Here is a 24,600-nt window from a genome sequence, read left to right as displayed (position 1 = left end):
CCCCTAACGTCCATTCCGTGGCGACCGTGCTTGTTGTCGATGACGACGCCCCCAGCCGGGAGTTCATGCGCACCCTGCTGAACCACCGTGGGCACCAGGTCGAACAGGCCTTCGACGGGGACAGCGCCCTGGTGCTGGCCGCGCGCCGCCCCCCGGACGTCGTGATCACCGATGTGATGATGCCCGGGCTGGGCGGCTTCGAGCTCGCGCACGCGCTGCGCGGCGAACCCGAGACCCGGCACATCCCCATCGTCTTCAGCACCGCCCACTACGGGCCGGACGAGATCCGGCCGCTGGCCCACGCCTGCGACGTCCACTCGGTCATCTTCAAACCGGCGCAACCCGCCACGGTTCTGGCGACCATCGACTCGCTGCTGCGCCCCGGACGGATCTCGCTGCGCGCCGACGATCAGCTCGCCGAAACCCAGCGGCTCACCCGGTCCGGCACCTGGGAACTCGATCTCGACACCAGAACGGTCGTCGTGTCGGGCGCGCTGCGCGACGTTCTCGGGCTGCCGTCGACGACGCTGACCTCGTACGAGCTGATGCGCCGTGTGCACCCGGAGGATGTCGCCCGGATCGCGGCCATGGCCGGGCGCACCTCGTGGACCGCCGAGGTGCGCGTCGCGGGCACCGGCGGCACGGTCCAGGAGCTGATCGTCTCGTGCCGCCAAGCGAGCGCGACCCGGCTGTGGGGCGCCGCCCAGGACGTCACCCGGATCCGTGAGGACCTGCGGACTGCCTTGCGGGTGCAGGCCGACTGGAACGCCGCCCGCCGCGCGATCGACGCCGTCCACCGCGACGTGCTGCCGCCCGCCCTGCCCGCCATCGCCGGCCTGGGCCTGGCGACCGTCTACCTGCCCGTTCCGGAACGGCTGCACATCGGCACCGCCTGGTACGACGCGCAGGAGGTCGACGGGGGACGGCTGTTGCTGTCGGTCGGCAAGGTCGCCGGCCACGATCGGCATCCGGTCGCCGTCATGGGCCACGCGCTGGCGGTTCTGCACGCCTACGCGCACGACGACCCCGATCCGGCCACGGTGCTGGCCCGGCTCAACCGGTTCCTCATCGACACCCGCGCGGACGACACGTTTGTGACGGCGGTCGTCGCCCTCTTCGAGCCCGCGACCGGCCGGCTGCTCGTCGCCAACGGCGGCCACCCGGCGCCGGTCGTCGTCTCCCGGGACATCGAGGGGCACCCGTCGGCCGTGTCGTTGACCAAAGCCGGCCCCGCCCTGGGGGTGCTGGCGGAGGCGGCGTTCCCGCAACTGGGCCTCACCCTTGCCGCCGGATCCGCGTTCTGCGCCTACACCGACGGGCTGACCGACCGGCACAACGACCCGGCCGCGCGGCACGGGCGGCGCCTGCGTGCGGTCGCGGCCCAGGTTCTCGGCCGGCTCGAGAAGGACCGGCCGGCCGCGCAGTTCCTGGCCGACAACATCGTCCGGGACATGCTCGACGGGGTCGCCCCGGACGACGACGTGTGCGTGGCCGTGCTGCACGCGGGCGCCGAGCTAGCCTGAGACCCCGTCGACGACGCGCAGCAGATCCGTGATCTCGTACGGCTTGGTCAGGATGAAGGTGGCGCCGCCGGCCAGCACGCGGCGGTGCACGGCGGGATCCACGTCGCCGCTGACCACCACCACCGGGATGTCGCGGGCGCGCAGCTCGGCCAGCACCTGTTCGCCACCGATGTCCGGCAGCTCCAGGTCGAGCAGCACCAGATCCGGCCGCATCACGTCGGCCCGATCCAATCCGGTACGCCCGTCCGGGGCCGACCCGAACGTGACACCCGGACGTGCTCGCAGGATCCGTTCCACGAGCATCGTGTTGATCGGGTTGTCCTCGATGTAGAGCACCCGGGTCATGCCTGCGACGCCGCGACGTCGATCCGGTTGTCCAGCACCAGCCGCACCTTCTCGGTGAGCGCCGCCGCGGTGAACGGCTTGTCGAGGAACGCCACCGTCCGTTCGTCCCCGGTGGAGTCGAGGACGCCCCGGGTGTACGCCGACGTGAAGATCACCGGCAGGCCCGGGCGCAGCGCGGTGAGCCGGTCGGCCAGCTGCTGCCCGTTCAAGCCCGGCATGATCACGTCGGTGACCAGCAGGTCGATGTCGGCGTGGGCGCGCGCCACCGCCAGGCCCTGCTCGCCGTCGACCGCCACCAGGACCCGGTAGCCCGCGGTGGTCAGGATCCGTTCGGTGAGCTGCCGGACGGCGGCATCGTCCTCGACCAGCAGAATCGTTCCGGTGCCGCCGGCCAGCGACTGCCGTTCGACGGCCGCGCCGACCGCGTCCGCGGGCGCCGTCGTCGACGGCAGGTAGACCTCGAACGTGGTGCCCTCGCCCGGCCGCGAATCCAGCCGGATCCGGCCGCCGGCCCGGGTCACGATGCCGTACACAGTAGACAAACCCAGGCCGGTGCCCTCGCCCTGGCCCTTGGTGGTGAAGAACGGCTCGAACACCCGGGCCGCCACCTCGGCCGTCATGCCGCAGCCCGTGTCGGAGACGGTGAGCAGCACGTAGTCGCCGGGTTCGACGGTCAGCTCGTCGGCCCGGCCGCCCTCGAGGACCACCCGGTCGGTGTCGATGGTGAGGGTGCCGCCGCCCGGCATCGCGTCCCGGGCGTTGATGGCCAGGTTCACCAGCACCTGTTCGAGCTGGCCGGGATCCACCCGCGCCGGGGCCGGCGTGCCGGCCGCGGTGACCACCAGGTCGACGTCCTCGCGGATGAGCCGGCGCAGCAGGACCTGCACGCTGCCGACGAGACCGGTGACGTCGATGACCTGCGGCCGGGTCGTCTGCGCCCGGGAGAACATCAGGAGCTGGCGGGTCAGCGCGCTCGCCCGCGACGCCGCGTCCCGGATCATCACGAGGTCGCCGGAGGTGGCCTCGTCGGCCTCGGCGATCAGCAGCGCGGCGTACCCGTCGATGACGGTCAGCAGGTTGTTGAAGTCGTGCGCCAGCCCGCCGGCGAGCTGGCCCACCGCCTCCAGCTTCTGCGCCTGATGAAGCTGCGCCTCGATACTTTTCTGCTCGGTCACGTCGGCGACCATCGCCAGCACCCCGACCGGTTCGCCGTCCTCGCCGGCCCGGGTCGTCAGCGCGATCCGCGCGAACACCACCCGGCCGCCTTCGGCGTTCAGTCCGACCTCGACATGAGTGTCGCGGCCCGCGCCGAACGCCTGCGTCGCCACGGCTCGGTCGGTCGCGGTGACGAGCTCCAGCACCGGTGTGCCCGGCAGATCCGCCGGCGGCCGCCCCACCATCGCGGCGAACCGGTCGTTCGTGTATCCGATCCGGCCGTCGCCGTCCAGCACCACGACGCCTTCGCTGGTGGTCTCCACGATCTCGCGGAAGCGTTCCTCGCTGGCCCGCAGCGTCGCCTCCGCCGCCTGCCGCAGCTTCAGGTCCTCGAACAGCGCCGCACCGCGCACCAGCGCCGGGAACCGGCCGCGCAACGTCCAGTACCAGACCGCCAGCACGGCGGTCACGGTGTCCCATCCGGCGGCCTGGAAGTCCATCCCGAACGCCATCCGCATCGCCAGCCCGGCATGCATGTCCGAGCCGAGATACGGCATCATCAGATGCACCACGTGCGACCCGTGATGCACCGCGCAGCTGAAGAAGATGGACGCGGTCGCCAGCCCGAGCGGGTTGTTGCGCCACTGCCGGCCCCGCCACAGCCCGCGGCCGATGGCGAACGAGATGGCCAGATAGGCGGCCAGAATCACCGCGTTGGCCAGCGCCGTCAGCTGCCACCACAGATCCGTCCAGCCGGTCACCGCCACCCACCTTGGTTGATCTTCGACAGGAGCTGCTCGGCGCTGGCCTGGACCAGGCGAAGCTGATGCTCCTGCTCGTCGTTCAGCGGGCCGGGCAGGCGCATCAGCAGGATCCCGGTGAATCCGATGATGGCGTTCAACGGCGTCCGCAGCTCGTGGCCGGCCTTGGTGTCGGTCGCCCAGGACGTGGTGGCGACGCCGACCGTCGCGCCCGAGGCGTCGGTGATCGGGGCGGCGCGCAGGTGCACCCGGATCGGCGTTCCGTCACGCCGGATCCGGTCGCCGACGAAATCGCCGAGCCGGCGGGTCGCCGCCTCGCCGGGCGGGTAGAGCCGCTCGGCCCGTTCGCCGACCATCTCGGCGGCCGGATAGCCGTACAACTCCTCGGCGGCCTGGTTCCACACCGCCACCGTGCCGTCCATGGTCTCCGCGACGATCGCGTCGCGCGCGGAACCCACGATCATGGAAAGGAACTCGACCGAGCCGGACACGTACACGCCGCACCTCGTTCCGTCCGCGACGGCAAAGTGCAGATTAGTTACTCGGGAAGCCGGTGTATGTCACCGAACGAGTGACGCCGCTCAGTGCGTGGAGCCGGCCCGCCGCGTGGTGAGGCTGCGCACCAGACCGGCGAGAGTGTCCGGGTCGACCGGCTTCTCCAGGTAGGGGGCGTCCGGCCGGACCAGCCCGGTGGACACCGCGACGTGCCGCGGGATACCGGTGGCGTACACGATCCGCACGTGCGGATCGGCCGCCGCGACCGCCCGGGTCAGCGCGCCGGGCGCCTCGCCGGGCATGGACAGATCGGCGACGACCACCCCGACCTGCCCGGCGCACTCCTCCAGCACGTCGAGCGCGGACGCGGTGTCGGCGGCCGTCCGGGCCTGCATGCCGCGGGCGGTGAGCAGGTGGGCGGTGGTGTCGCGGACGTCGGCGTCGTCGTCGACCACGAGCACCACCGGCCGGACAGTGGCGGTCGGCTGGGTCATGACCGCATTGTCCCAGCGGGCGGCCGGAGCCGTGCGCGTTTGGGGAAACTATCGGAGGACGACGGTGCGGATCTCCCACGGGTCGAGCCGCAGGTCGAGCGTGCCCGCGGCCGGTGCCGACTCCAGCGGCCGGCCGAGCAGATCGACCGTGGTCGCGTCGGTGAAAGCGCCGGTCAGCCGGGCGGTGGTGGGCGCATCGCTCATCGCGGTCAGCCGCACCTCGGTACCGTCGTCGCCGACCCGGCGCACGGCCGAAACAAGAACGTCGGCGCCGAGGACGGTCTCGAGCCGCAGGCCCACGCGGTCGGCGGGCAGCGGCTCGCCCGCCGGTGCGGTGCCCCGGACGGCCCGCGCGTCGTTGCGGAACTCCTCGGCCAGCGCCACCGCGTGGGCACCCCGCCACCCGGTCGCGCCCGCAACGACCGCGAAGCGGTGCTCGACGCGTACGCCTAAATCCTGTGCTCCGGGCGCGGGAATCTGGGTCGCCGCCGGCTCATCCCGGTAGGGGTGGATGTTGACGCTGATCGCGCCGACCGCGCGCAGCAGGGTGACGGCGAGTTCCGTCCCGTCCTCGACGATTTCGTATTCACAGGTGTGGTCGAGCAGCACGGTCGCGGCGCCGGCCGACACGAACGACTCGGCCGGGAAGGTCGGGATCGGATATTCGCCCCAGCCGCCCTCGGCGGTGAGACCGCGCGACGTGACCGCGAACTGGCCGGCCGACGCGGAGGTGGTGACCGGCGACGGCAACGGGACGTGCAGGCGCAGCCGGTGGTCGGCGGACCGGTTGAGGAAGGACGTCCCGAGACGGACGAACGGTTCGCCGGCGTGCAGCTCGACGACGGTCTCCACCGGCGTCGGCACGGTGCGATCGGAGCGCCGGTCCGGGTCGTCGGACAACCCGGCCGGCCACGCGAAGACCCGGGTGACCCGGATCCGGGCCCGCAGCGGCCCGTCTTCGAGCAGCTCGACCGCGACGTCCACCGGCTTCGAGACGAGCTCGTCCGAGGCGGGCGGGCCGTAGTTGTAGCTGTCGCCGCGATCGCCGCCGTCGACCAGGCGGCCGACGCCGCGCAGCACCGTGCCGTCCGCGCCGGTCACGTCCAGCGTGCCGTCGTCCAGCACCGCCACCTCGACCAGGCCGTTCGACAGGCGGCGGTCGGACGCGACGGCCGGGTCGCCGGACAGCGCGGGTGCCCGATGGGCCGGTTCGATTCGCACGGCCGCCAAGCCCGACGCCGGCACGCGAACCGGGGCCAGCACCGTCGCGCGCGGCTCGGCCAGCGTGCGCACCGACCACTCGCCGGGGTGGGCGGCGGCCGCGCGGGCCACCTCCCGGCGCAGGATCAGCACGTCGAACTCCGCGGTCGCGGGCACCTCGGCGACGTGGAAGACCAGCGAGCCGGGGGTCAGCTCGTACCGGTCGATCAGCCGGCCGAACAACTCGCGGCGGTGGATGCGGCGCAGCACCCGTTCGAGCTGGGCGGCGTCCATCCGCTCGTCGCTCAGCACGGTCGCCGCGCGCGCGGTCGGCTGCACCGGCTGCACCGAGCCGTCCGCCGCGACCGCGACCAGGTCGCCCCGGCCGAGCGCGACGTCCACTTCGACCAGTGCGGTGCGCGCGACGGGCAGGGGATTGGCCACCAGGTACGCGTCGGCGGGCACCCGGGCGGCCGCCTCGGCCAGCGCCGCGTCGCGCACCGCCCGGGCCGCCTGCGTCGCCTCGGCCAGCCGCGCCGCCACCTGGTCAGAGGTCTCGTCGGTGCCGGAGCCGACCACCGAGTCGTGCGCGGTGGACTCGATTATCTTGTGCCAGGCGAGGTCGAGGAAGGCGGACTCGTCCCGCGACGACCACAGCGCGTGGAACCGCTCGGCGTGGTCGATCGTCCGTTCCGCCACCGCCATGCCCTGCTTCAACGCCAGCCGCGCCGACAAAACCCCGGGCAGGATGTTTCCCCGTACGTGGCTGCGCAGCTCGCCGGAGACAACCGACTCGACCGGGTCGCCGGCGTGCTCGCGCAGGTATTCGCCGAGCGTCGCGATGGTGACCCCGGGTACGTCGCGTAACCAGGCCGCGAGCCGCGGGTCGGGCGCGTTGTGGTCGGTGCCGGCCATCGCCAGCAGCGGGTCGTCGCCCCACCGGGCCGCTGTCATCTCCGCGTACTCGCCCAGCGCACGACCGATCTGAGCGGGCACCAGCAACACGTCGAGCCCGTTGTCGTAGCCGTCGAAGAGGAACTCGGTGCGCACCCGCGAGCCGTCCGGCGCGCGCCACTGGAAGGCGTGCCCGGTCACCGATCCTGGTACGCCCCGCCACAGTGCCGCGTGCTCGAAACCGGCCCGGGCCAGGATCTGCGGCATCTGCGCGACGTGGCCGAACATGTCGGGCAGGTACCCGATCGGCATCGCCCCGCCCAGCGAAGCCGCGGCCCGCCAGCCCATCTGAAGGTTGCGCACGATGGTCTCGCCGGAGCAGAGGAACTCGTCGAGCAGGATCAGCCACGGCCCGATCGCGAGGCGCCCCTGCGCGACCAGCGCCGCGACGCGGTCCCGGTGCGACGGCCGGATCCGCAGATAGTCCTCGATCGCGGCCATCTGTCCATCCACAGTGAACCGGAAGTCCGGGTTCTCCTCGAGCGTCGCCAGCACGGTGTCCATCGCGGTGACCAGCCGATGCCGGAACACCTGGAAGGGCTCGTACCACTCGCGGTCCCAGTGGAAGTGCGGCACGAAAACGGCAGGTTTGGGCATGGCGGAGCCTTCTGTGCGAGGTGCGGAGGTGCGGCGTTTATTTCAGGGAACCGGCTGCGAGGCCGGTGCGCCAGAACCGCTGCAGCAACAGGAACAGGATGATCAGCGGGACGATCGAGACCAGCGAGCCGGTGATGACCGAGCCCTGCAGCAGCGACACGCGGCTGGACTGGCCGTTCCACTCGTAGAGGCCGAGCGTGATCGGGAAGAGCTTCTCCTGCTGCAGCATCACCAGTGGCAGGAAGAAGTTGTTCCAGATGCCGACGAACTGGAACAGGAAGATCGTCACCAGCGACGGGGTCATCAGCTTGAATGACACCGAGAAGAAGGTGCGGAACTCGCCGGCGCCGTCCAGCCGGGCCGACTCGATGAGCTCGTCCGGCACGGCCGCGCTCGCGAAGATCCGGGCCAGGTAGACGCCGAACGGGCTGACGATGCTGGGCAGGAACACCGCCCAGTACGTGTCGACCAGGCCGGCCGCCGAGAACAGCAGGAACAGCGGCAGGGCCAGCGCGGTGCTCGGCACCAGGACACCGCCGAGGATCACCGAGAACAGGAAGTTGCGGCCCCGGAACCGGAACTTCGCCAGGGCGTAGCCGCACAGCGCCGAGATCAGCGTGCCGACGGCGGCGCCCAGCACGGCGTAGACGACGCTGTTCACCGCCCAGCGACCGAACACTCCGTCGCGTACGGTGAAAAGGGTTTTGAGGTTGTGCACGATGTCGAAATGGGAGAACCACAGGCCGAAGGTGGACACCAGATCGGCCTGCGGCTTGGTGGACGCCACGATCAGGAAGTAGACGGGCAACAGGAAATAGATCGCCAGCAGCACCATCAACGACATCGCGGCGGTGCGGCTGATCCGGCTTTCCCGGGCCCGTTTCGGCTGGCTCACAATCCCGCCCTCTTCGCGGTCAGTTTCAGGAAGCCGAAGCTCAGCACGAACGTGATCACGGCGATCGTGACGGAGATGGCCGCCGCCTGCTGGTAGTTGTTTCCACTCGCCACGGCGTACGCGAGCATGTTGGGGGTGTAGGTGCTGGAGATGTTCGAGGAGATCTGCCGGAGCACGGCGGGCTCGGAGTAGAGCTGCAGCGTTCCGATGATCGAGAACACCGTGGTCAGGATGATCGAGGGAGCGATGATCGGCACCTTGATGCGCCAAGCGATCGCCCAGTTGCTCGCGCCGTCGATCTTCGCGGCCTCGTACAGCTCCGGCGGGATCGACTGCAGCGCGGAGAACATGATCAGCATGTTGTAGCCGGTCCAGCACCAGGTGGAGATGTTCGCGGCCGACCACAGCACGGTGCCCGGGCCGAGGAAGTCCGGCGACACGCCGATCCCGTTGAGCAGGTCGACGACCGGGCTGAGCTGCGGCGAGTACAGGAACGACCACATGATCGCGGCGATCACCCCGGGAACCGCGTACGGCATGAAGGCCGCGATGCGGAAGAAACCCTTGGCGCGCAACAGGGGCGTGTCCAGCAGCAGCGCCATGATCAGCGCGACGAACAGCATGACCGGGACCTGCACGATGCCGAACAGCGCGATCCGCCCCAGACTGCCGCCGAACTCGGCGTTGCGGAACACCTGCAGGTACTGGTCGAAGCCGCCGAAGGTGGTGTACGCGTGGCCGAACTGCCCACCGGTGCGCCGTACCACCCGGAAGCTCTGCCACAGCGCGTACCCGACCGGAACCAGGTAGAACAGCAGGAACGGCAGGTAGAACGGGGTCAGGAAGGCGGCGATGGTGCCGGCCCGGGGGCCGCCGCCACGCAAGCGGCGACGGCGCCCGGATTTTTCGTCGGTCATCAGCCCGCCGCGGCCGGAATCGCCTGGTCCTTCATGGACGAAAGCGCGGCGTCCTGGGCGGTCTTGAGCGCGTCGCCGAGGGTGCCGCTGCCGGCGGCCGCCTTCGCCATCGCGTCCTGCAGCGCCAGGTTCACGGTCTTCTGGGTCGGTCCCCAGGCGAAGCTGGTGTCGATGTTCTTCGACGAGTCGGCGAAGACGTCGAAGACCTTCTCGTTGTTGTAGTACGGCACACCCTGCGACAGCGCGGGCAGCTGCAGCCCGGCCAGCGACGCCGGGTAGAGGCCGCCCAGCTTGTTCTCCAGCGCGAGCGCCTCCGGGTCGGAGTTCAGCCAGACGTTGAACTTCACCGACTCGTACAGGTGCTTGTTGCCTTTCATGAACGCGACGGTCGAGCCGCCCCAGTCACCGGACGCCGGGTTCGTGCCCCACGTCGGCATCGGCACGATGGACCACTTGCCCGCCTGCTTCGGCAGGTTGTCGCGGAACATCCCGTACGCCCAGGCGGCGCCCACGTACGTCGCGACCTGATCCTTCTCGTACGCGGCGTACATCGGTGGACTGGTGTTCGCGAGGTCGGTGCGCACCTCCTTCGCGGCGATCAGTTTCTGCCAGTAGTCGGCCACCTGCCGGCTCGCCGTGGAGTCGACGGTCACCTGCCACTTGTCGCCGGAGTAGGCGTACATGTGTGCGCTGTTCTGCCAGAGCAACCCGTTGAACCACTCCGCGTTGTTCGGGTCGAAGAACGTGATGCTCAGTTTCGGGTCCGCGGCGTGCAGTTTCTGGGCCGCTGCCGCGTACTCGTCCCAGGTCTTCGGGATCGCGATGTGGTACTTGGCGAAGATGTCGGTGCGCACGAACAACGCCATCGGGCCGGTGTCCTGCGGCATCGCGAAGACGCCGGTGTCGCCGAAGCTGGCCTGCGACCACGTCCACGGCACGAACTTGTCCTTGGCCGCCTTGGCGTCGGCGCACCCGGAGGCGTCCACGAACGCGTCCTGCAGCCGCAGGTTGGCCAGCTCGTCGTAGCCGACCTGGGCCAGCTCCGGCGCGGTGCCGGCCTTGAGCGCGTTGCCGATCTGTCCGTACTGGTCGTTCGAGACGTTCTTGATCTCGACCTTGATGGTCGGGTTCTTCTGGTTCCACAGGGCGACGACCTGGTCCATGCCCGGGACGGTGTTCCAGTACTGGAGGGTCACCGGTCCGGACGCGGGAGCGCAGGACGAGGCGGGCGCCGCGCTCGACGACGAGTCGTCCGAGGAGGAGCACGCGGTGAGGGCGGCGACGCTGGCGGCAACGGTGAGCGCGGCGCCGACGAGGCGCAGACGCGAGGATGGAGTGCTCATGTGGTCCTTCCCGAGACGACCGGCAACGGTGCCAGCCGGTCGGCGCAGACTCCTGGATAGAGGGTTTCCGGCGCCGTGACGGGAATTAGAAGATCATATTTTCAAATTGCTGGCAACACCCGCGTAACACTCAGTCGGCGGCTAGCAGCAATGCGGACGGCTTCGGCGAGAAGGAGTTGTCCAGCACCAGGGTGGCGGCGCCGACCGCGGCGACGTCGACCGGGACGGCCGACTCGGCGAACCGGACCGGATGCGGCGGGATCAGCGCGGGATCGTCGCGGACGGCCTGGGGCAGGACCGCCATGATGGTCGCGGCGATGGGCGCCCAGTACGGGCCGCCGAAGATGACCGTGTCGATGTCCAGCAGGTTGACGATCACGACGATCGACCGGGCCAGGGCCCTCGCGGCGTCTTCCACGATCGCGGTGGCTGCCGGATCGCCGGCCGCGGCCAAGGTCGCCAGCCGGGTGAACGCGTCGTCGACGGTGGCCGTGTCGTCGAGACTGCCCACGCCGTCGAGGATGCCGGCGGCCGTCGCGCGCTCCACCAGCGTACGGGGAACCGTGATGTGGCCGACGCAGCCGCGACGTCCGCACGGGCATGGGGCACCCGTGGGATCGACGGTGATGTGGCCGGCGTCGCCGGCATTGGAGGTGACCCCGCGGACCACCTCGCCGGACACCGACAGGCCGGTGCCCAGGCCGGTGCCGTAGTACATGAACGCGAAGTCGCGGCTGCTCCCGAACCACAATTCCGCCACCACCGCGGCTGTGGTGTCCTTCTCCAGCAGCACCGGCAGGCCGGTCGCCTCGGCCAGCGCCCGCCGCAGCGGCACGTGCTGCCAGTTCGGCATCATCGGCGGGTTCAGCACGATGCCGTCGCCGGTGTCGACCGGGCCGGGAGAGGCGATGCCGATGCCCAGCACCCGCGACCGGTCCACCGCCGTCCCGGCGACGAGCGCCTCGATCGCGGCGGCCATCTCGGCGATGATGGCGCTCGGGACACCGGCGGCGGGCGTGCCCGTACGCGAGTGGCCGCGCACCTTGCCGGACAGGTCGACCAGCACGTACGTGACCGCGGCCGGATCGATGTGCACGCCGATCGCGAAGCCGCCGCCCGGGTTCAGCTTGACCACCGCGGCGGGCTTGCCCGGGCCGCTCACGCGCCGGCCGTCCTCGTCGACCAGACCCGCGTCGAGCAGGCGCCGGCAGACGTTCGCGACGGTCATGTTGCTCAGCGCGGTCAGGCCGGCGAGCTCGGACCGGGTGATGCCGTGCGGGCGGCGGCGGATGGCGTCGAGCACCACGGCCTGGTTGTACTCGCCGACGGCGGGAAGGTTCGTCCCCGTACGATCCAAGGCTGTTGATCCCCCCAACGCGCGACGGTTCGAGACAGCCTAGGGCATCATCACGACCTTGCCGGTGGCATTGTCACCCTCTCGGCCGGTGTCTACAGCGGACTCATCTGATCCAAGACTCGGGCCGCCACGTCGATGATCTCTTCGACCTTCGGCACATCGCGGGCAACCTCGTCCGCAGCGACGACCGGTGCGCTCGAGGACGGGTACTCGACCTGGTTGCGGCGTCGCCGGAGGCGGTCGAACGGACGCAACACTCCACCGAGCGGCGGATCGAGCTGAGCGGACACGGCCTCGCGGACCGCGATGTGACCGCCTCGGCTCGTCGCCCGAACACCCTGGTTCTCGAGCACGGCGGCAAGAGCCTTACGTGCGGCGTCATAAAGCAGCTGGTATCCGCCAGCCGGGTCGGACTGCGCGATGGCGGCCGCCGACGCGAGATGCTGACGCGCCTGCGACAGTAGCAGGTCGGCATGGTCGCGGCTGGCGGGCACCCGTTCCAGCTCGCCGCGCGCGAGCATGCCGTCCAGGGCTTCACGACCTTGCTGCCACCTCATGAACGGTCTCCAGATCTGACGATCGTGTACAACGGGCGGGATCGCACCGATGTGAGAAACGGATCTCCACCGGGCGACCGCCAAGCCGATGCGGACACCCGGTGGATGTTGACCTCTCGGCCCAGTCGCTGCTCAGCGGCCAACGCCGCATCGGCCAGGTCGTCGTCGTCCGCGTCGCCCACCACCAGAACATCTACGTCGCGCGGCGGCGGGCCGGCCTCGCCCGCATGACGTGCCGCCCACGAACCATAGATGTAAGCCTCATCCACCCCGTCCATGGTCGGGAGCAGATCAGCCAGCACCGCGGCCGGGCCGTAGGTCAACGTGAGGAGCTCCGTGAGAGGGCGAGCGAGTGCGCTGGTCAGATCGGCTCTTAGTAGCCGCATCCGTCCTCGTGTCGCTGCGGTGACAAGGCCTGCCTCGACCAATCGGTCAGCTTCGCGGCTTACCGATGATTGAGAGGCGTTGAGCTGGTGAGTCAGCTCCGCGACTGAATAGCTTTCCTCGGGGTGCAGAAATAGCCACGCAAGCAGCTCGCCCAGGAGGGGAGTGCGCAACAGCGGGAGAAGCTGAGACCTATCATGCACACTCCGCATGATATCTTGCGTGATCTGCAAGGGTCCAGGCCGACAGCCGTTTACGGTTCGACCAGGCCGGACTGGTAGGCGAAGACGACCAGCTGGGCCCGGTCGCGGGCGCCCAGCTTGACCATCGCGCGGCTCACGTGGGTGCGCGCGGTCGCCGGGCTGACCACCAGCCGTGCGGCGATCTCGTCGTTGCTGAGGCCCTCGCCGACCAGCGCGACGATCTGCTTCTCCCGCTCGGTCAAGGCGTCCAGCTGGGGGTGCGGGTTGCGGGCGCGCGCCGGGCGGGACGCGAACTCGCGCACCACGCGCCGGGTCACCGAGGGGGACAGCAGCGCCTCGCCGTCGGCCACCAGGCGGATCGCGCGCAGCAGTTCGGCGGGCTTGGTGTCCTTGGTGAGGAAGCCGCTCGCGCCGTGGCGCAGCGCGTCGAAAACGTACTCGTCCAGTTCGAAGGTGGTGAGCACGATGACCCGGGTGGCGGCCATGGCGGGGTCGGCGGCCAGGCGGCGGGTGGCCTCGATGCCGTCGATGCCGGGCATGCGGACGTCCATGAGGACGATGTCGGGATGGTGCGCGCGGGCCAGGTCGACCGCGGCCAAGCCGTCGGCGGCCTCGCCCACGATGCGCATGTCCTCCTCGGCCTCGATCAGCGCCCGCAGTCCGATGCGGACCAAATCCTGATCGTCGGCAACCAGCACGCCGATCACGAGGGCACCGCCGCGGCGGTGCGGGTGCCGGTCATGAGGGCACCGGCAGGACCGCGTGCACGCGGAAGCCACCCCCGGGCTGCGGCCCCGCCGAGAAGGCGCCGCCCAACGCGGTCGCCCGCTCGCGCATGCCCGCGATCCCGGTCCCGCCCGGGGACGGAGGACCACCCCGGCCGGTGTCGACCACCTCCACCTCCACCTCGCCGGGACGGTGCTCGACGCGTACAAAAGCATGGGTTGCCTGGGCGTGCCGCAGGACGTTGGTCAAGGCCTCCTGCACGATCCGATAGCCCGCCAGGTCGACCGCCGCGGGCAGATCGCCACCCGAGGGCGCACCCGAAACCGTCACCGTCACCGGCAACCCCGCATCGGCGAGCCGGTCGCGCAACGCGGGCAGCTGGGCCAGACCAGGGGCCGGCGCCCGCTCATCGCCGTGGCGTACGGCCGAAAGCGTCGCTCGGAGCTCGTCCAGACCCTCCTTGCTGGTCTTACTGATCGCGGCCAGCGCGGCCTCGGCCTGCTCCGGCTTGCGCTGCAACAGATGCAGCGCGATCTCGGCCTGCATGTTGATGGCGGCGAGCCCGTGTCCCACGACGTCGTGCACCTCCTGGGCGATGCGCAACCGCTCGTCGTCGGCGATGCGCCGGGCGGTGTCGGCCCGGGCGTGGGCGGTCGCTTCCCGGCTCAACCGTACGGTGACGCCCAGCGCGAACGGAACGACCACGAACGCGGTCGCTGGTACGAGACCGGCCAGACCAGGGTTGCCGACGTGCGGGATGAAGACGTGCGAGGTCAGCACGATCAGGACCGCCCCCGCCAGCGACGCGGCCGGGCGCAGGGGCAGCCGCGCCGAGACGGTGTAGACCGCGATCAGGAAAACGATCAGAACGGGCCCATAGGCGTACCCGCGAATGAGGTAAACGGTGACCGCGGTGGTGACGATCGCCAGCACCGGGACCGGCCAGCGCCGCCGCAGCGCCAGAACCGCCGACGCGACCGCGATCAGCGCGTACGCCATCCCGTCCAGCGGCAGCGTCCCGGGCTGGTTTGCGGCCGCGAACCGGGTCGCGACCAGGCCGAAGACCAGCAGCACCCCGGCGAGCAGACCATCGCCCACCCACCGGCGTACCCACCACACGTCCACAGCCTCAGAGGATGTCACGGCGGCGCAGTTCCACCGCACCAACGATCAAAAATCCCAGCAGGTACGCGGTCAGGACGATCGCGGCCTGACCACCACCGACCAGTGCGTCCACGCCGGGGGTGTCGGAGCCGCTGCCGAGCGCGGCGGCGAGCGAACCCGCGTTCGGACCCGGCAACCCCTTCTGCGCCTGAGCGATCCAGTCGAGCAGCGGCGCGGCCAGCAGAGCCAGCAAATTCTGCACGGCCAGCAACCAGACCAGCCCCAGCCCAAGCGCGAGTGCCACGCCGCGCAGCAGCACGGCCAGCAGCACACCGAACGAGGTCCACATGCCGGCCAGCAGCCACCCGGCACCGACGCCGACCACCAGGTCCTTGGCACTGGGCAGCGCCAGCGACTGGTTCTCGACCGAGGCGATGACCAGACTGGCGGCGAGACCGGTCACGAACATCGCGAGCACCACGGTCAGCGCCGCGACCATCAGCACGGCGATCTTGCCGGCGTAGACGCTGAGCCGGGACGGGCGCTGGGCCAGCACGGTCTTCCAGGTGTTCCAGCCGTACTCGCCGCCGACCGACAGCACCCCCAGGATCACCATGATCGCGCCGAGGAACACCGGCAGGCCGCCGATCGAGTTGCCGACCAGGTTCGCCGGGAGCACATCCGCCAGGCCGCGGCCGGCCGTCGGGCCGCCGGTGCCGCCCTTGTAACCCGCGTACGGGATCACGTACGTGAACAGGAGCGCCAGCAGCAGCGCGACCGCCAGCAGCAGCCAGTTCGCGGGCCGCTTCAGCAGCTTGATCATCTCCGCGGAGAAGTCACCCCACACGGCTCTCACCCCCGGTCAGCTCGAAGAACGCCTGCTCCAGATCGCGCTCGACCATCCGGACCTCGCTGACCCGTAGCCCGGCCGAGACCAGCGACGCGTTGATCTCGGCGGCGCGTTCCGGCGCCACGGTCAGCCGCAAACCCCCGTCGGCGAGGCTCACCGCGTCGGCGCCGAGCAGATCACGGGCGTACGCGGCGGCCTTGTCCAAAGGTGTTGCCACCACCCGCAGGTCGGCGGTGCCGCGCAGGTCGGACACCGTGCCCTCGCTGACCAGACAGCCGTGCGCCAGGACACCGACCCGGTCGCAGATCTGCTCGACCTCGCCGAGGAGATGACTCGAGATCAGCACCGTACGCCCGTCCGCCCCGAGCTGCCGCACCATCGCTCGCATGTCGGCCATGCCCGCGGGGTCCAGCCCGTTGGTCGGCTCGTCCAGGATCAGCAGCCGCGGGTCCTTGAGCAGCGCGGCAGCCACGCCGAGGCGCTGCTTCATGCCGAGCGAGTAGTTCGCGTAGCGGTCGTGGCTTCGCCCGGTCAGGTCGACCATGTCCAGCACGACGTCGACCCGCCGGTCCGAGACGCGGGCGTGCCGGGCCATCACGCGCAGGTTGTCCCGCCCGGACAGGTAGGGATAGAACGCCGGACCCTCGATCAGCGCCCCGACGTCGCGCAGCTCGCCCGGCGGGCGGCCGTAGAGCCGGATCTCACCGGCGGTCGGGCGGATCAGACCGAGCAGCATCCGCAGCGTGGTCGTCTTGCCGGCGCCGTTCGGGCCGAGGAAGCCGTACACCTCCCCGGCCCGCACGTTCAGATCGAGGTCGGCGACGGCGGCCAGCTCGCCGTACCGCTTGGTGAGTCCCCTGGTGACGATGGGTTCCATGCGGACCACTGTCCCGGCGGTGGGGGCCGGGAGCGTCCGCTCAGGCGCGGCGATGGGCGTACGTCCGCGAACGTACGCCCCAGGAAAGTAAGTAACTAACGGCGGTTGGCCGTCGCGTCGAGAATCGCGAACGCTGTCCGGATGAACGCCGATCTGCTCTCCGGCGCGCTGGCCGTCATCCCGGTACGCGTCACCGCCGCGCCCGTCACCGCCGCACCGCGTCTGCGGCTGCACACCGCCGTGCGCGGCACCCGCCGGCTTGTCCTCGACGGCCAGCAACCGCTGCGCCTCGAGGAAGGGGACATGGCCGTGTCCAACGGCAGCGCCGCCGCTCGCGACGACGTTGCCATCCGGATCGGCGGCAGCTGCGAGAAGCCGGTCCTGACCGCGATCCCCGCGCTCACCCTCATCCGCGGCGGCAGCCCGGCCGCGACCACCCTGCGATTCCTGCTCGACGGCGCCCTGCGCGAACTCGACCGGCAGCGGCCGGGATCCGCGTTCGCGACTCGGACGTACGCGCGGCTCATCCTGACCGAGGTGCTGCGGGTGGCGATGAACGCCGACGCCCGCCGAGTCCCGGAATCGGGCCTGCGGCTGCTGGCCGACAACGAGTTGCGGCCGGCGCTCGCCCTGATTCATACGCGGCCGGCCGATCCGTGGCGCCTGACCGATCTGGCCGAGGCGGTGTCGATGTCGCGCAGCACGTTCGCGCGGCGGTTCCGCGTCGTTTCCGGGGAACCGCCGCTCACTTACCTCTATCGCTGGCGCATTCAGCTGGCCCGGGTCGCCCTGCGCGAGACCGGAACCCCGATCGTGGCCTTGGCCGCCGAGCTGGGCTACGCCTCGGAGAGCTCGTTCAGCCATACCTTCACCCGGGCCAGCGGAATGTCCCCGAGTCAGTACCGGACGCTCAGCCGGCGACCCTGAGCAGGTGCTCGATCTGGAACGACGCGAAAACCTGGTGTGTCACCGATTCCAGGTGGTCGTTGTAGGGCGCGATCTGATCGCCGAGCCCGAGCCGGTCCACGATCGTGCGGAACGGGCGTTCCCCCACGGGCGTCGCGATGAGCTCGGCGATGGCGTCGGCCACCAGCTGCGGCTGCTGCGCCGGGTTGGCGGCGAAGGTGGCCTCGAATCCCGCCAGGAATCCGTCCGGCACCTTCGCCAGGTCGCCGTAGTCGTCCAGCCGGCCGGCATCGCCCGGGGTCAGCAGCCGGCCGAGGAATTCGGTCGGCATCGCGTTCGGCTCGACGATCACCGAATCAATGCCGAACGGGGAAAGCTCGGCCCGATAAACCTCGGCGAGCGTTTCTACCGCCGACTTCGAGGGGCTGTACGGGCCCTGGAACGGAATCGCGAGGCGCGCGCTCAGGCTCGAGATCTGAATCAGCAGCCCGTGCCGCCGCGCCTTCATGTGCGGCAGGACCGCACGGTTGACGCGCTGCACGCCGATCACGTTGATGTCGAACACGTTCCGCCATTGCTCGGCGGTGAATCCCTCCTGCAGCCCGAGCGAGCCCTGACCGGCGTTGTTGATGACGACATCGATGGCCCCGGTGGCGTCGATCGCCTGCTGGACACCGCGGTCCACGCTCGCATCATCGGTGACGTCGATTTCGACGACGTGCACACCGGCCGCGGTGAGGTCGGCGGCCGCCGTGGCGTTTCGCCCGGCGACATCACGCATCGAACCCACCACCGTGTGCCCGGCCGTCCGCAGGGTCGCCGCGGTGCGACGCCCGAAACCGCTGGCGGCTCCCGTGATTAAGACGGTGCTCATGAATTGCTCCTTCGAGACTTGCTCCGTGATCTCGAAGCTACGGACCGCGGAATCCGCCGTGAATGAACCACAAACCCAATTCCTTGCGATCCCGTACGCCGGTGGTGACGCTTCCCACGTTGCGTGAAGGAAGCGCATCGTGCAGCGTCCGTTACCGTGAGTCCCTATCGTCGCCTCGCCGCCGACCCGGTCCTCGGCCGGCTCATCGAGCGCGTGGGCCGGCCTGACCCGTTCGGCTGGTCGGAGCGTGCCCTGCCGTCGTCGAGCAACTTCGAGGCCATGGCCCTGCACATCGTCGCCCAGCAGATCTCGCTCGCCGGCGCGCTGACCATCTTCGGCCGCCTCACCGCCGCGGTGGGCGGCACCGTCACCCCGAAGAGCCTGCTCGCCCGCAGCGACGACGACCTGCGCGCCCTCGGCCTCTCCTACGCGAAGGCCGCCTACCTCCATGACCTCGCCCGGCGCCAGGACGACGGCGTCATCGACCTCGAGCACATGGACGACGTCGACGATGCCACCGCTCTCGCCGATCTGACCGCGGTGCGCGGCGTGGGCCTGTGGTCCGCCCAGATGTTCCTCATCCACCAGCTCAAGCGCGCCGACATCCTGCCCGCCGGCGACATCGGCATCCGCCGGGCCATCGAGAAGGCCTGGCAGCTCGACGCCATGCCGGGCATCGAGGAGACCCGCCGGCGCGGGACGGCCTGGACGCCGTACCGGTCGTACGCGGCCGCCCTGCTGTGGGCCTCCCTCCGACCCCTGGTCACCTGAATATCTTCGTACCCGATATATTCGCTCGCATGCGGGAACCGACGTTTCTGATCTTGACCGCGCTCGCCGACTCACCCCGCCACGGCTACGGGCTGATCACCGAGGTGGATCGGCTGTCCGACGGCGCTGTCGCGCTGCGGCCGGGCACGCTCTACGGCTCGCTCGACCGGCTCGTCGAGGAGGGGCTCGTCGCGCGCGACCGGGAGGAGGTGGTGAGCGGCCGGCTGCGCCGCTACTACCGGCTCACCGCCGACGGCGAGGCCGCACTGCGCGCCGAGACCGAACGACTGCGGCGCCACGTCGAGGCGGCCACCCTGCGGCTGCGGGCGGCACGGGCATGAGCGACCCGTATTACCGGCTGCTGTTCGCCTATCCGAGGCGCTACCGCCGCGAGCGCGGCCGGGAACTCGTCGACATGTACCGCGAGTTGTCCGGCGACCGGCGTCCGACCTTCGCCGACGCCGCCGACCTCGTTCTCGGCGGGTTCCGCGAGCGCCTTCGCACGGCCGGGCTCGGCGGTGTGCCCGACGCGCTTCCGGTCGTCGCCGTCTTCTCGCTCGCCGCGCTCGCCGGCCTGTCCGTCTACTACCTCGCGGTCTTCGAGATCAACGGACAGACGACCGCGTACGCCTTCCCGTACGCCGGCTGGTTGCTCACCGCCGTGGCCGCCGCGGCCGGGCGGAGCCGCCTCGCACGCACCGTGGCGACCGTGTCGCTCGTCCTGCTGGCCGTCGCGATCGCCCTGCGCTTCACGTCGTGGCCCACGTTGCGGCTCTACATGGGACTTCCCCTGGCCGTGCTCGCCGTGCTGGCATTGTTCCTTCCCGGCGCCACGTCCCGGGCCTCCCGGCTGGCACCGCTCACCGTCGCGGCCGCGGTCGCCGTCGCCGCGGCCGTGCACCTGCCGCTCACGTCCCCGGCCATCGCGCGCGGCCGGGAAAGCCTGTGGAACCCGGTCTCGGAGTACGGTGTCTGCTGCAACTACCAGGTGCCATCCTCGTACGTGATGCATCTTGCCGCCCTCGCGATGCTGGCCGCCGGGCTGGTCGTGGCGGTGACCCGCCGGCGCGGCAGCGGGTGGATTCTGCTGGTTCTGGCCACCCCGGTCGCCGCGCTGCTCACGATGTGGTTGTCCGACGTGGGCGCGATCCGGCAGATCACGTACCGGTTCACCGGCCTGAACGAGCTCGACGCGGTGCTGGCCAGCCTGCTCGGCGTCCTGGTCACCGGCGTCGCGCTGCCGGCCGGCGTCGCGCTGGTCAACGCCGTACGCCAGATTTCGTGGAGGACGAGAGATGCGGATCCTGATCGTGACCGCGGGCTCACGGGGTGACGTCGCCCCGTTCACCGGCCTGGGGCAGCGGCTGCGACAGGCCGGGCATCACGTCGCCATCGCGGCGCACGAGCGCTTCGCCGGCCTCGTACGCGACAGCGGCCTCGAACACCGGACCCTTCCCGGCGACCCGGTCGAACTGGTCCGCGCCCGCACCGCCGCCCCCTCACCGGAGGCCGCGCACGCGGTCTTCGCCGCGTACCTCGACGAGCTGGGCGACGGCGTCGTGGCCGCCACCGCCGCCGGCACCGACATGCTGCTCACCGCGTTCGGCCCGGCGCCGCTGAGCCGGCTCGTCGCCGAGGGCTTCGGCATCCCGAGCATGGGCGTGTATCTTGCGCCCGGCGTCCCCACCCGTGAGTTCCCGCCGCCCGGGTGGCCCGGCACGGGCGACGACAACCTGGCCGCCGGACGGGAGGTGCTGGCCCGGTCCGGCTCGCTCTACGCGGACGTGTCCCGGCGGCTGCGCGCCCACTTCGATCTCCCCGAGGGGCGTCAGCGGGACGACCTCGGGGGCCGTCAGCGAGACGCCCGCACCGCGGCCGGTCCGGTCGACGACTGGCCGATCTGCCACGGCTTCAGCCCGTCCGTGGTGCCCCGGCCCGCCGACTGGCCCGCGAACGTGCAGGTGACCGGATACTGGTGGCCCGCCCCCGCCCCGGATTGGCAACCCCCGGCTCTGCTCACCGATTTCCTGTCGGCCGGGCCGCCTCCCGTTTTCATCGGCTTCGGCAGCATGACCTCGGAGCACGAGCGCCTCCAAGCGGCCGTCGCGGTCGCAGTCAAGCGGGCCGGCGTGCGCGCCGTCGTCCAGTCCGGCTGGGCCGAACTGGGCGCCGCCGGGGACGACACCCTCCTCGTCGGCGACGTGCCGCACGAGTGGCTGTTCCCGCGAATGGCCGCTGTGGTCCACCACGCCGGAGCCGGCACCGCCGCAGCCGGCCTACGGGCGGGCGTGCCGGCCGTGCCGGTGCCGGTCCTCGTCGATCAGCCTTTCTGGGCGGCGCGGCTGCATGCCCTCGGTGTCGCGCCGGCCCCGCTGCCGATGCACGAGCTGACCGCCGACACCCTGACCGACGCGCTGCGGTCGTGCCTCGACCGACCGGCTTACCGCGCGCACGCCACCGACCTCGCGCAGCGGATCCGGGCGGAAGACGGCGCCGGCGAGGTGCTCCGGCTGCTCGCGAGCGCATCTGACGCGCCATGAGGTCGTCCGTCCCGCTATGCGGAACACCGCGGCCACATCATGGGTTTTTGTGAACCTTGGATAGTTGCGCCCACATACGAGCCATAACTCTCCAAGGTTCACATTCGGCCGGAGAAATCTGCCGGACGAAAGCCTCATTAAGTAACAAAAATACTCTCTACAATGGACGCTGGTCTCACATCGCGGAACTGTTCAGCTGGTTCTCGCGCCGCTCACCGTCCGATGCGGTGGCCTTCCGTGGCGGACCTGTGAGGGCCGCCGCTGTGGGGAGCTGGGACGTTCCGGCCGTGACAGGTCCGCACACCTGCTGTGGGTCGCCGCGGTGTGGGGAACCGCAGCCTCCTCGCCGTCGCGATTCCCCACACGTGGGTGAGGGTGGCCGCGGTGTGGGGAGCCACGGCCTCCCCGGCGTCGCGATTCCCCACACGTGGGTGGGGGTGGCCGCGGTGTGGGGAGCCACGGCCTCCCCGGCGTCGCTACTGGCCACACCCGGGTGGGGCGCCCATTGTGGGGAGCTGGGACCTGCCCGGGCCTGGCGGCGTCGCCTCGCACGGGGACTCCCCGGCCGACGGAACCAGCTGAACAGTTACGCATCGCGGACGTGGGTCCATGATGCGGACGGTAGGTCCATGATGCGGACGCGGGTCTCAGCAGGCGGTCGCCCGTCCCACGGAATGGAAGCGCCGCGCAGCCACGCGCCGAGCCCAGCCGACCAGAAGCCCGGCCGATCCGATAAATCTCAGGAAATGTCGGATATGCGAGTGGGGTGGCGGCGGGCTGGCGGACGGTCGGCCTGGCGGACGGTCGGACGGTCGGCCGGGCGGACGGTCGGCCCGCGATCAGATCGCTGACCGCCGACGGCCACTGGCTCGGCTTAGGACCTGCTCGTCTCGCCCTCCTTGCGGTGGATCGTGTAGTGCAGCACCAGGAACGGAAAACCGTACAACGAAAAGGCGTGCGACGCCCGCAGTGAGCCGTCCTCGGTGAAGACGTCCAGCTTCTCGGCGAAGCCGTGCACGGCCAGCGTGGTCAGCTCGCGGGTCTCCGGGTCGATGAAACTGAGGTAGTGGCCCGGGTGCGTGAGCCCGCTGCGGCTGGTGAGCACGAGCCCGCCGCCGGGCCGGGGCATCGGCAGCAGCGTGGCGGTGAAGCTGGCCTGCGGCACCGGAAACCCGACGCTCACATAGCCGCGGCCGTCATGCCGGTATGTCGTGTAGATGCCCACGTAGATCGGCTCGTCGGTGTCCGCGAACGAGCGGATCCAGCCGCGCACCCCGATCAGGTCGCTGCCGTCCGGGGTGATGGTGTCGATGCGGCTGCGCACGCCGCGCAGCGTCTCGCGCTGGTTCATCGGCACGTTGGCCTGGCCCAGCCGCCGCGCCACGAGCGTGCGGTAAAGCAGATAACCCGGGCGTACCCAGAGCCGCCACTCGGGCACGATGTCGAGCCGGAACCGGGTGGTGTGCTCGTAGAACTCCCGCACCAGCGGCTCGACGCCCGCCGGGTCGAACTCCGGGCCCGCCAGGTCGTCCAGCGAGGCCACGATCCCGACGTCCGCGGCGTCCGCCTCGTACCTGCCGCCGAGCACCTCGGCCAGCTCTTTCACGTAGCCGGTGCCGACGTAGCCGGCGCGCGACTCCAGCGGGACGACGAACGGCAGGTCCTCGGCCGGCACCCGCTCGGCCAGCAGGCTCACCTGCGGATCGCGGAACAGCACCGCGGACAGCGCCCGGAAGCCGACCACCGCGCTCGCCGCCACCAACGCCGGCGGGGCGTCGCGACCGGCCGCCAGCCGCCAGGCCGCGCCCACGGCGGCGCCGGCCACCGGGCCCAGCGCCACCTTTTGCGGGCGCAGCCCGAGCCCGCCGGCCACCGAACCGGCGACCAGGCCGACCCGGACCGGGCCGGACCTGGTGAGCCGGGCGCCGAGCCAGCCGGCCGGCGCCGCGAGCGCGCCGCTCATCACGACCCGCGACCACCACGCCGGGATCTCCCCGGGACGCTGCCGGGCCCGCGCCACCGCCTCGGTCGCGGCGAGCGCGGCGGCCCCGGCCAGCCCGCCGGTCGCCGCGGCGCGTGCGCCCCGGCGACCGGCGATGGCGACACCGGCCAGCGCTCCCACGGCCGCCGCGAAGGCGATCCCGCCGGCGCGCTGACCTCGGGTCGGACGTTTCGAGTCGGTCATCGGACCATTATGGAACCGGGCGTTTGAGCGTGAACGTGAAGTCTCCCGAGACCTTGCCGGTCAGCCGGATCGCGGAGACGAGTTTGCCCTCGGTGATCAGCCGCTCGACCTCGCCGCGGGACAGATCGCAGCCGTCGGCTATCAGTCGTACCGGCCGGACCGGGATGCGTGCCGCGAAGTGGACCGAAATATCGATCACCTCGCGATTGAGGTGATCCGATCCGCCGGTGTCCAGGCGCCAGGCGTCGGCCCAGTCGAGGGCGATGTGGTTTTTATGCTGGATTTGTGAATCTTGGAGGAGCTCGAAGATCAAGGCGGCGTCGTTCGCATGCAGCCGGTCCAGCAGGGTGGGTGGAATAAAGCGAACGTTCGTTCGCTCAAAGAGCGTGAGCTTCACCGTGGCGCCGCAGCCGGTGCAGAGGGCGAGGAGCCAGGCGTCGAGGAGTTTGTGGTTGGCGTTGACCCGGAACTTGCCGCTCGCCCGGAAAAGATCGGCGCCGCACGCGTGGCAGCGACGTCGGACGAGTGGCAGGCGGGTGGGCACGACTGCCCAGGTTTTGAGCATGGTTGTACACCGATCCCAGTGA

24 protein-coding genes are annotated in these 24,600 nt (G+C 70.8%); 6 read left to right on the top strand and 18 right to left on the bottom strand.

Annotated elements, in window-relative coordinates; all coding sequences use genetic code 11:
- The first annotated feature begins 17 nt into the window (after positions 1-17).
- Entirely contained in the window at positions 18-1,523 is a 1,506-nt protein-coding gene (locus tag HH310_RS01480) for a SpoIIE family protein phosphatase (RefSeq protein WP_169173520.1), read from the top strand.
- On the opposite strand, the gene HH310_RS01475 is transcribed toward HH310_RS01480, so the two are convergent.
- The 15 genes from HH310_RS01475 to HH310_RS01405 form a co-directional block, all read right to left on the bottom strand.
- On the bottom strand, positions 1,515-1,868 hold the full coding sequence (locus tag HH310_RS01475) for a response regulator (protein ID WP_169173519.1): 354 nt from the start codon (positions 1,866-1,868) through the stop codon (positions 1,515-1,517). The genes HH310_RS01480 and HH310_RS01475 overlap by 9 nt on opposite strands.
- The gene (locus tag HH310_RS01470) at positions 1,865-3,784 is read right to left on the bottom strand and encodes an ATP-binding protein (protein ID WP_312033744.1); all 1,920 of its coding nucleotides are present in this window, start codon (positions 3,782-3,784) and stop codon (positions 1,865-1,867) included. The genes HH310_RS01475 and HH310_RS01470 overlap by 4 nt, the downstream gene beginning before the upstream one ends.
- On the bottom strand, positions 3,781-4,275 hold the full coding sequence (locus HH310_RS01465; protein ID WP_169173518.1) for a histidine kinase dimerization/phospho-acceptor domain-containing protein: 495 nt from the start codon (positions 4,273-4,275) through the stop codon (positions 3,781-3,783). Before HH310_RS01465 ends, HH310_RS01470 begins: the two co-directional genes overlap by 4 nt.
- A gap of 90 nt (positions 4,276-4,365) precedes the next feature.
- On the bottom strand, positions 4,366-4,773 hold the full coding sequence (locus HH310_RS01460; protein WP_169173517.1) for a response regulator: 408 nt from the start codon (positions 4,771-4,773) through the stop codon (positions 4,366-4,368).
- 48 nt (positions 4,774-4,821) lie between these two features.
- A complete protein-coding gene (locus HH310_RS01455; RefSeq protein ID WP_169173516.1) occupies positions 4,822-7,524 on the bottom strand; it encodes a glycoside hydrolase family 38 C-terminal domain-containing protein in 2,703 nt (900 codons plus the stop codon).
- A gap of 37 nt (positions 7,525-7,561) precedes the next feature.
- Entirely contained in the window at positions 7,562-8,419 is an 858-nt protein-coding gene (locus HH310_RS01450) for a carbohydrate ABC transporter permease (RefSeq protein WP_312033743.1), read from the bottom strand.
- The gene (locus HH310_RS01445) at positions 8,416-9,336 is read right to left on the bottom strand and encodes a carbohydrate ABC transporter permease (RefSeq protein WP_169173515.1); all 921 of its coding nucleotides are present in this window, start codon (positions 9,334-9,336) and stop codon (positions 8,416-8,418) included. Before HH310_RS01445 ends, HH310_RS01450 begins: the two co-directional genes overlap by 4 nt.
- Positions 9,336-10,679, bottom strand: a complete 1,344-nt coding sequence (locus HH310_RS01440) for an ABC transporter substrate-binding protein (protein WP_169173514.1) — start codon at positions 10,677-10,679, stop codon at positions 9,336-9,338. The genes HH310_RS01445 and HH310_RS01440 overlap by 1 nt, the downstream gene beginning before the upstream one ends.
- A gap of 130 nt (positions 10,680-10,809) precedes the next feature.
- Complete coding sequence (locus tag HH310_RS01435) at positions 10,810-12,036, bottom strand: ROK family transcriptional regulator (RefSeq protein WP_169173513.1); 1,227 nt, start codon at positions 12,034-12,036, stop codon at positions 10,810-10,812.
- A gap of 92 nt (positions 12,037-12,128) precedes the next feature.
- Positions 12,129-12,593: a hypothetical protein gene (locus HH310_RS01430; RefSeq protein ID WP_169173512.1), complete on the bottom strand. Its 465-nt coding sequence runs from the start codon at positions 12,591-12,593 to the stop codon at positions 12,129-12,131.
- Entirely contained in the window at positions 12,590-13,210 is a 621-nt protein-coding gene (locus HH310_RS01425) for a winged helix-turn-helix domain-containing protein (RefSeq protein ID WP_211191611.1), read from the bottom strand. The genes HH310_RS01430 and HH310_RS01425 overlap by 4 nt, the downstream gene beginning before the upstream one ends.
- A gap of 20 nt (positions 13,211-13,230) precedes the next feature.
- Positions 13,231-13,887 (bottom strand): response regulator transcription factor, encoded by a 657-nt coding sequence (locus tag HH310_RS01420; protein WP_169173511.1) that lies wholly within the window; start codon positions 13,885-13,887, stop codon positions 13,231-13,233.
- 31 nt (positions 13,888-13,918) lie between these two features.
- Positions 13,919-15,031, bottom strand: coding sequence for a sensor histidine kinase (locus HH310_RS01415; protein WP_169173510.1), 1,113 nt, complete (start codon positions 15,029-15,031; stop codon positions 13,919-13,921).
- A 4-nt stretch (positions 15,032-15,035) separates the two neighbouring features.
- Positions 15,036-15,866 carry an ABC transporter permease gene (locus HH310_RS01410; RefSeq protein ID WP_312033741.1) on the bottom strand — a complete coding sequence of 277 codons (831 nt, stop codon included), beginning with the start codon at positions 15,864-15,866 and terminating at the stop codon, positions 15,036-15,038.
- Positions 15,847-16,737, bottom strand: a complete 891-nt coding sequence (locus HH310_RS01405; protein WP_169173509.1) for an ABC transporter ATP-binding protein — start codon at positions 16,735-16,737, stop codon at positions 15,847-15,849. The genes HH310_RS01410 and HH310_RS01405 overlap by 20 nt, the downstream gene beginning before the upstream one ends.
- Before the next feature lie 141 nt (positions 16,738-16,878).
- Between HH310_RS01405 and HH310_RS01400 the strand changes: the two genes are divergently transcribed.
- Positions 16,879-17,664, top strand: coding sequence for an AraC family transcriptional regulator (locus HH310_RS01400; protein ID WP_169173508.1), 786 nt, complete (start codon positions 16,879-16,881; stop codon positions 17,662-17,664).
- Here HH310_RS01400 and HH310_RS01395 read toward each other — a convergent pair.
- Positions 17,648-18,517 (bottom strand): SDR family NAD(P)-dependent oxidoreductase, encoded by an 870-nt coding sequence (locus HH310_RS01395; protein ID WP_169173507.1) that lies wholly within the window; start codon positions 18,515-18,517, stop codon positions 17,648-17,650. The two genes, HH310_RS01400 and HH310_RS01395, sit on opposite strands and share 17 nt — an antisense overlap.
- Before the next feature lie 156 nt (positions 18,518-18,673).
- Between HH310_RS01395 and HH310_RS01390 the strand changes: the two genes are divergently transcribed.
- The 4 genes from HH310_RS01390 to HH310_RS01375 are packed head-to-tail and all read left to right on the top strand — an operon-like array spanning position 18,674 to position 21,828.
- A complete protein-coding gene (locus tag HH310_RS01390; RefSeq protein WP_169173506.1) occupies positions 18,674-19,288 on the top strand; it encodes a DNA-3-methyladenine glycosylase in 615 nt (204 codons plus the stop codon).
- A gap of 17 nt (positions 19,289-19,305) precedes the next feature.
- Positions 19,306-19,629, top strand: coding sequence for a PadR family transcriptional regulator (locus tag HH310_RS01385; protein ID WP_169173799.1), 324 nt, complete (start codon positions 19,306-19,308; stop codon positions 19,627-19,629).
- Positions 19,626-20,621, top strand: coding sequence for a hypothetical protein (locus HH310_RS01380; protein ID WP_169173505.1), 996 nt, complete (start codon positions 19,626-19,628; stop codon positions 20,619-20,621). The genes HH310_RS01385 and HH310_RS01380 overlap by 4 nt, the downstream gene beginning before the upstream one ends.
- On the top strand, positions 20,584-21,828 hold the full coding sequence (locus tag HH310_RS01375) for a glycosyltransferase (protein ID WP_169173504.1): 1,245 nt from the start codon (positions 20,584-20,586) through the stop codon (positions 21,826-21,828). Before HH310_RS01380 ends, HH310_RS01375 begins: the two co-directional genes overlap by 38 nt.
- An 874-nt stretch (positions 21,829-22,702) precedes the next feature.
- Here the strand turns inward: HH310_RS01375 and HH310_RS01370 are convergent.
- Positions 22,703-24,013: a hypothetical protein gene (locus HH310_RS01370; protein WP_211191608.1), complete on the bottom strand. Its 1,311-nt coding sequence runs from the start codon at positions 24,011-24,013 to the stop codon at positions 22,703-22,705.
- 7 nt (positions 24,014-24,020) lie between these two features.
- Positions 24,021-24,578: a DUF1062 domain-containing protein gene (locus tag HH310_RS01365; protein ID WP_169173503.1), complete on the bottom strand. Its 558-nt coding sequence runs from the start codon at positions 24,576-24,578 to the stop codon at positions 24,021-24,023.
- Between the last annotated feature and the right edge of the window lie 22 nt (positions 24,579-24,600).

It is taken from the genome of Actinoplanes sp. TBRC 11911, assembly GCF_012933445.1.
GTDB lineage: Bacteria > Actinomycetota > Actinomycetes > Mycobacteriales > Micromonosporaceae > Actinoplanes.
Note: the sequence above shows the minus strand (reverse complement) of the source record. Positions and strands in the feature narration are given on the sequence as shown.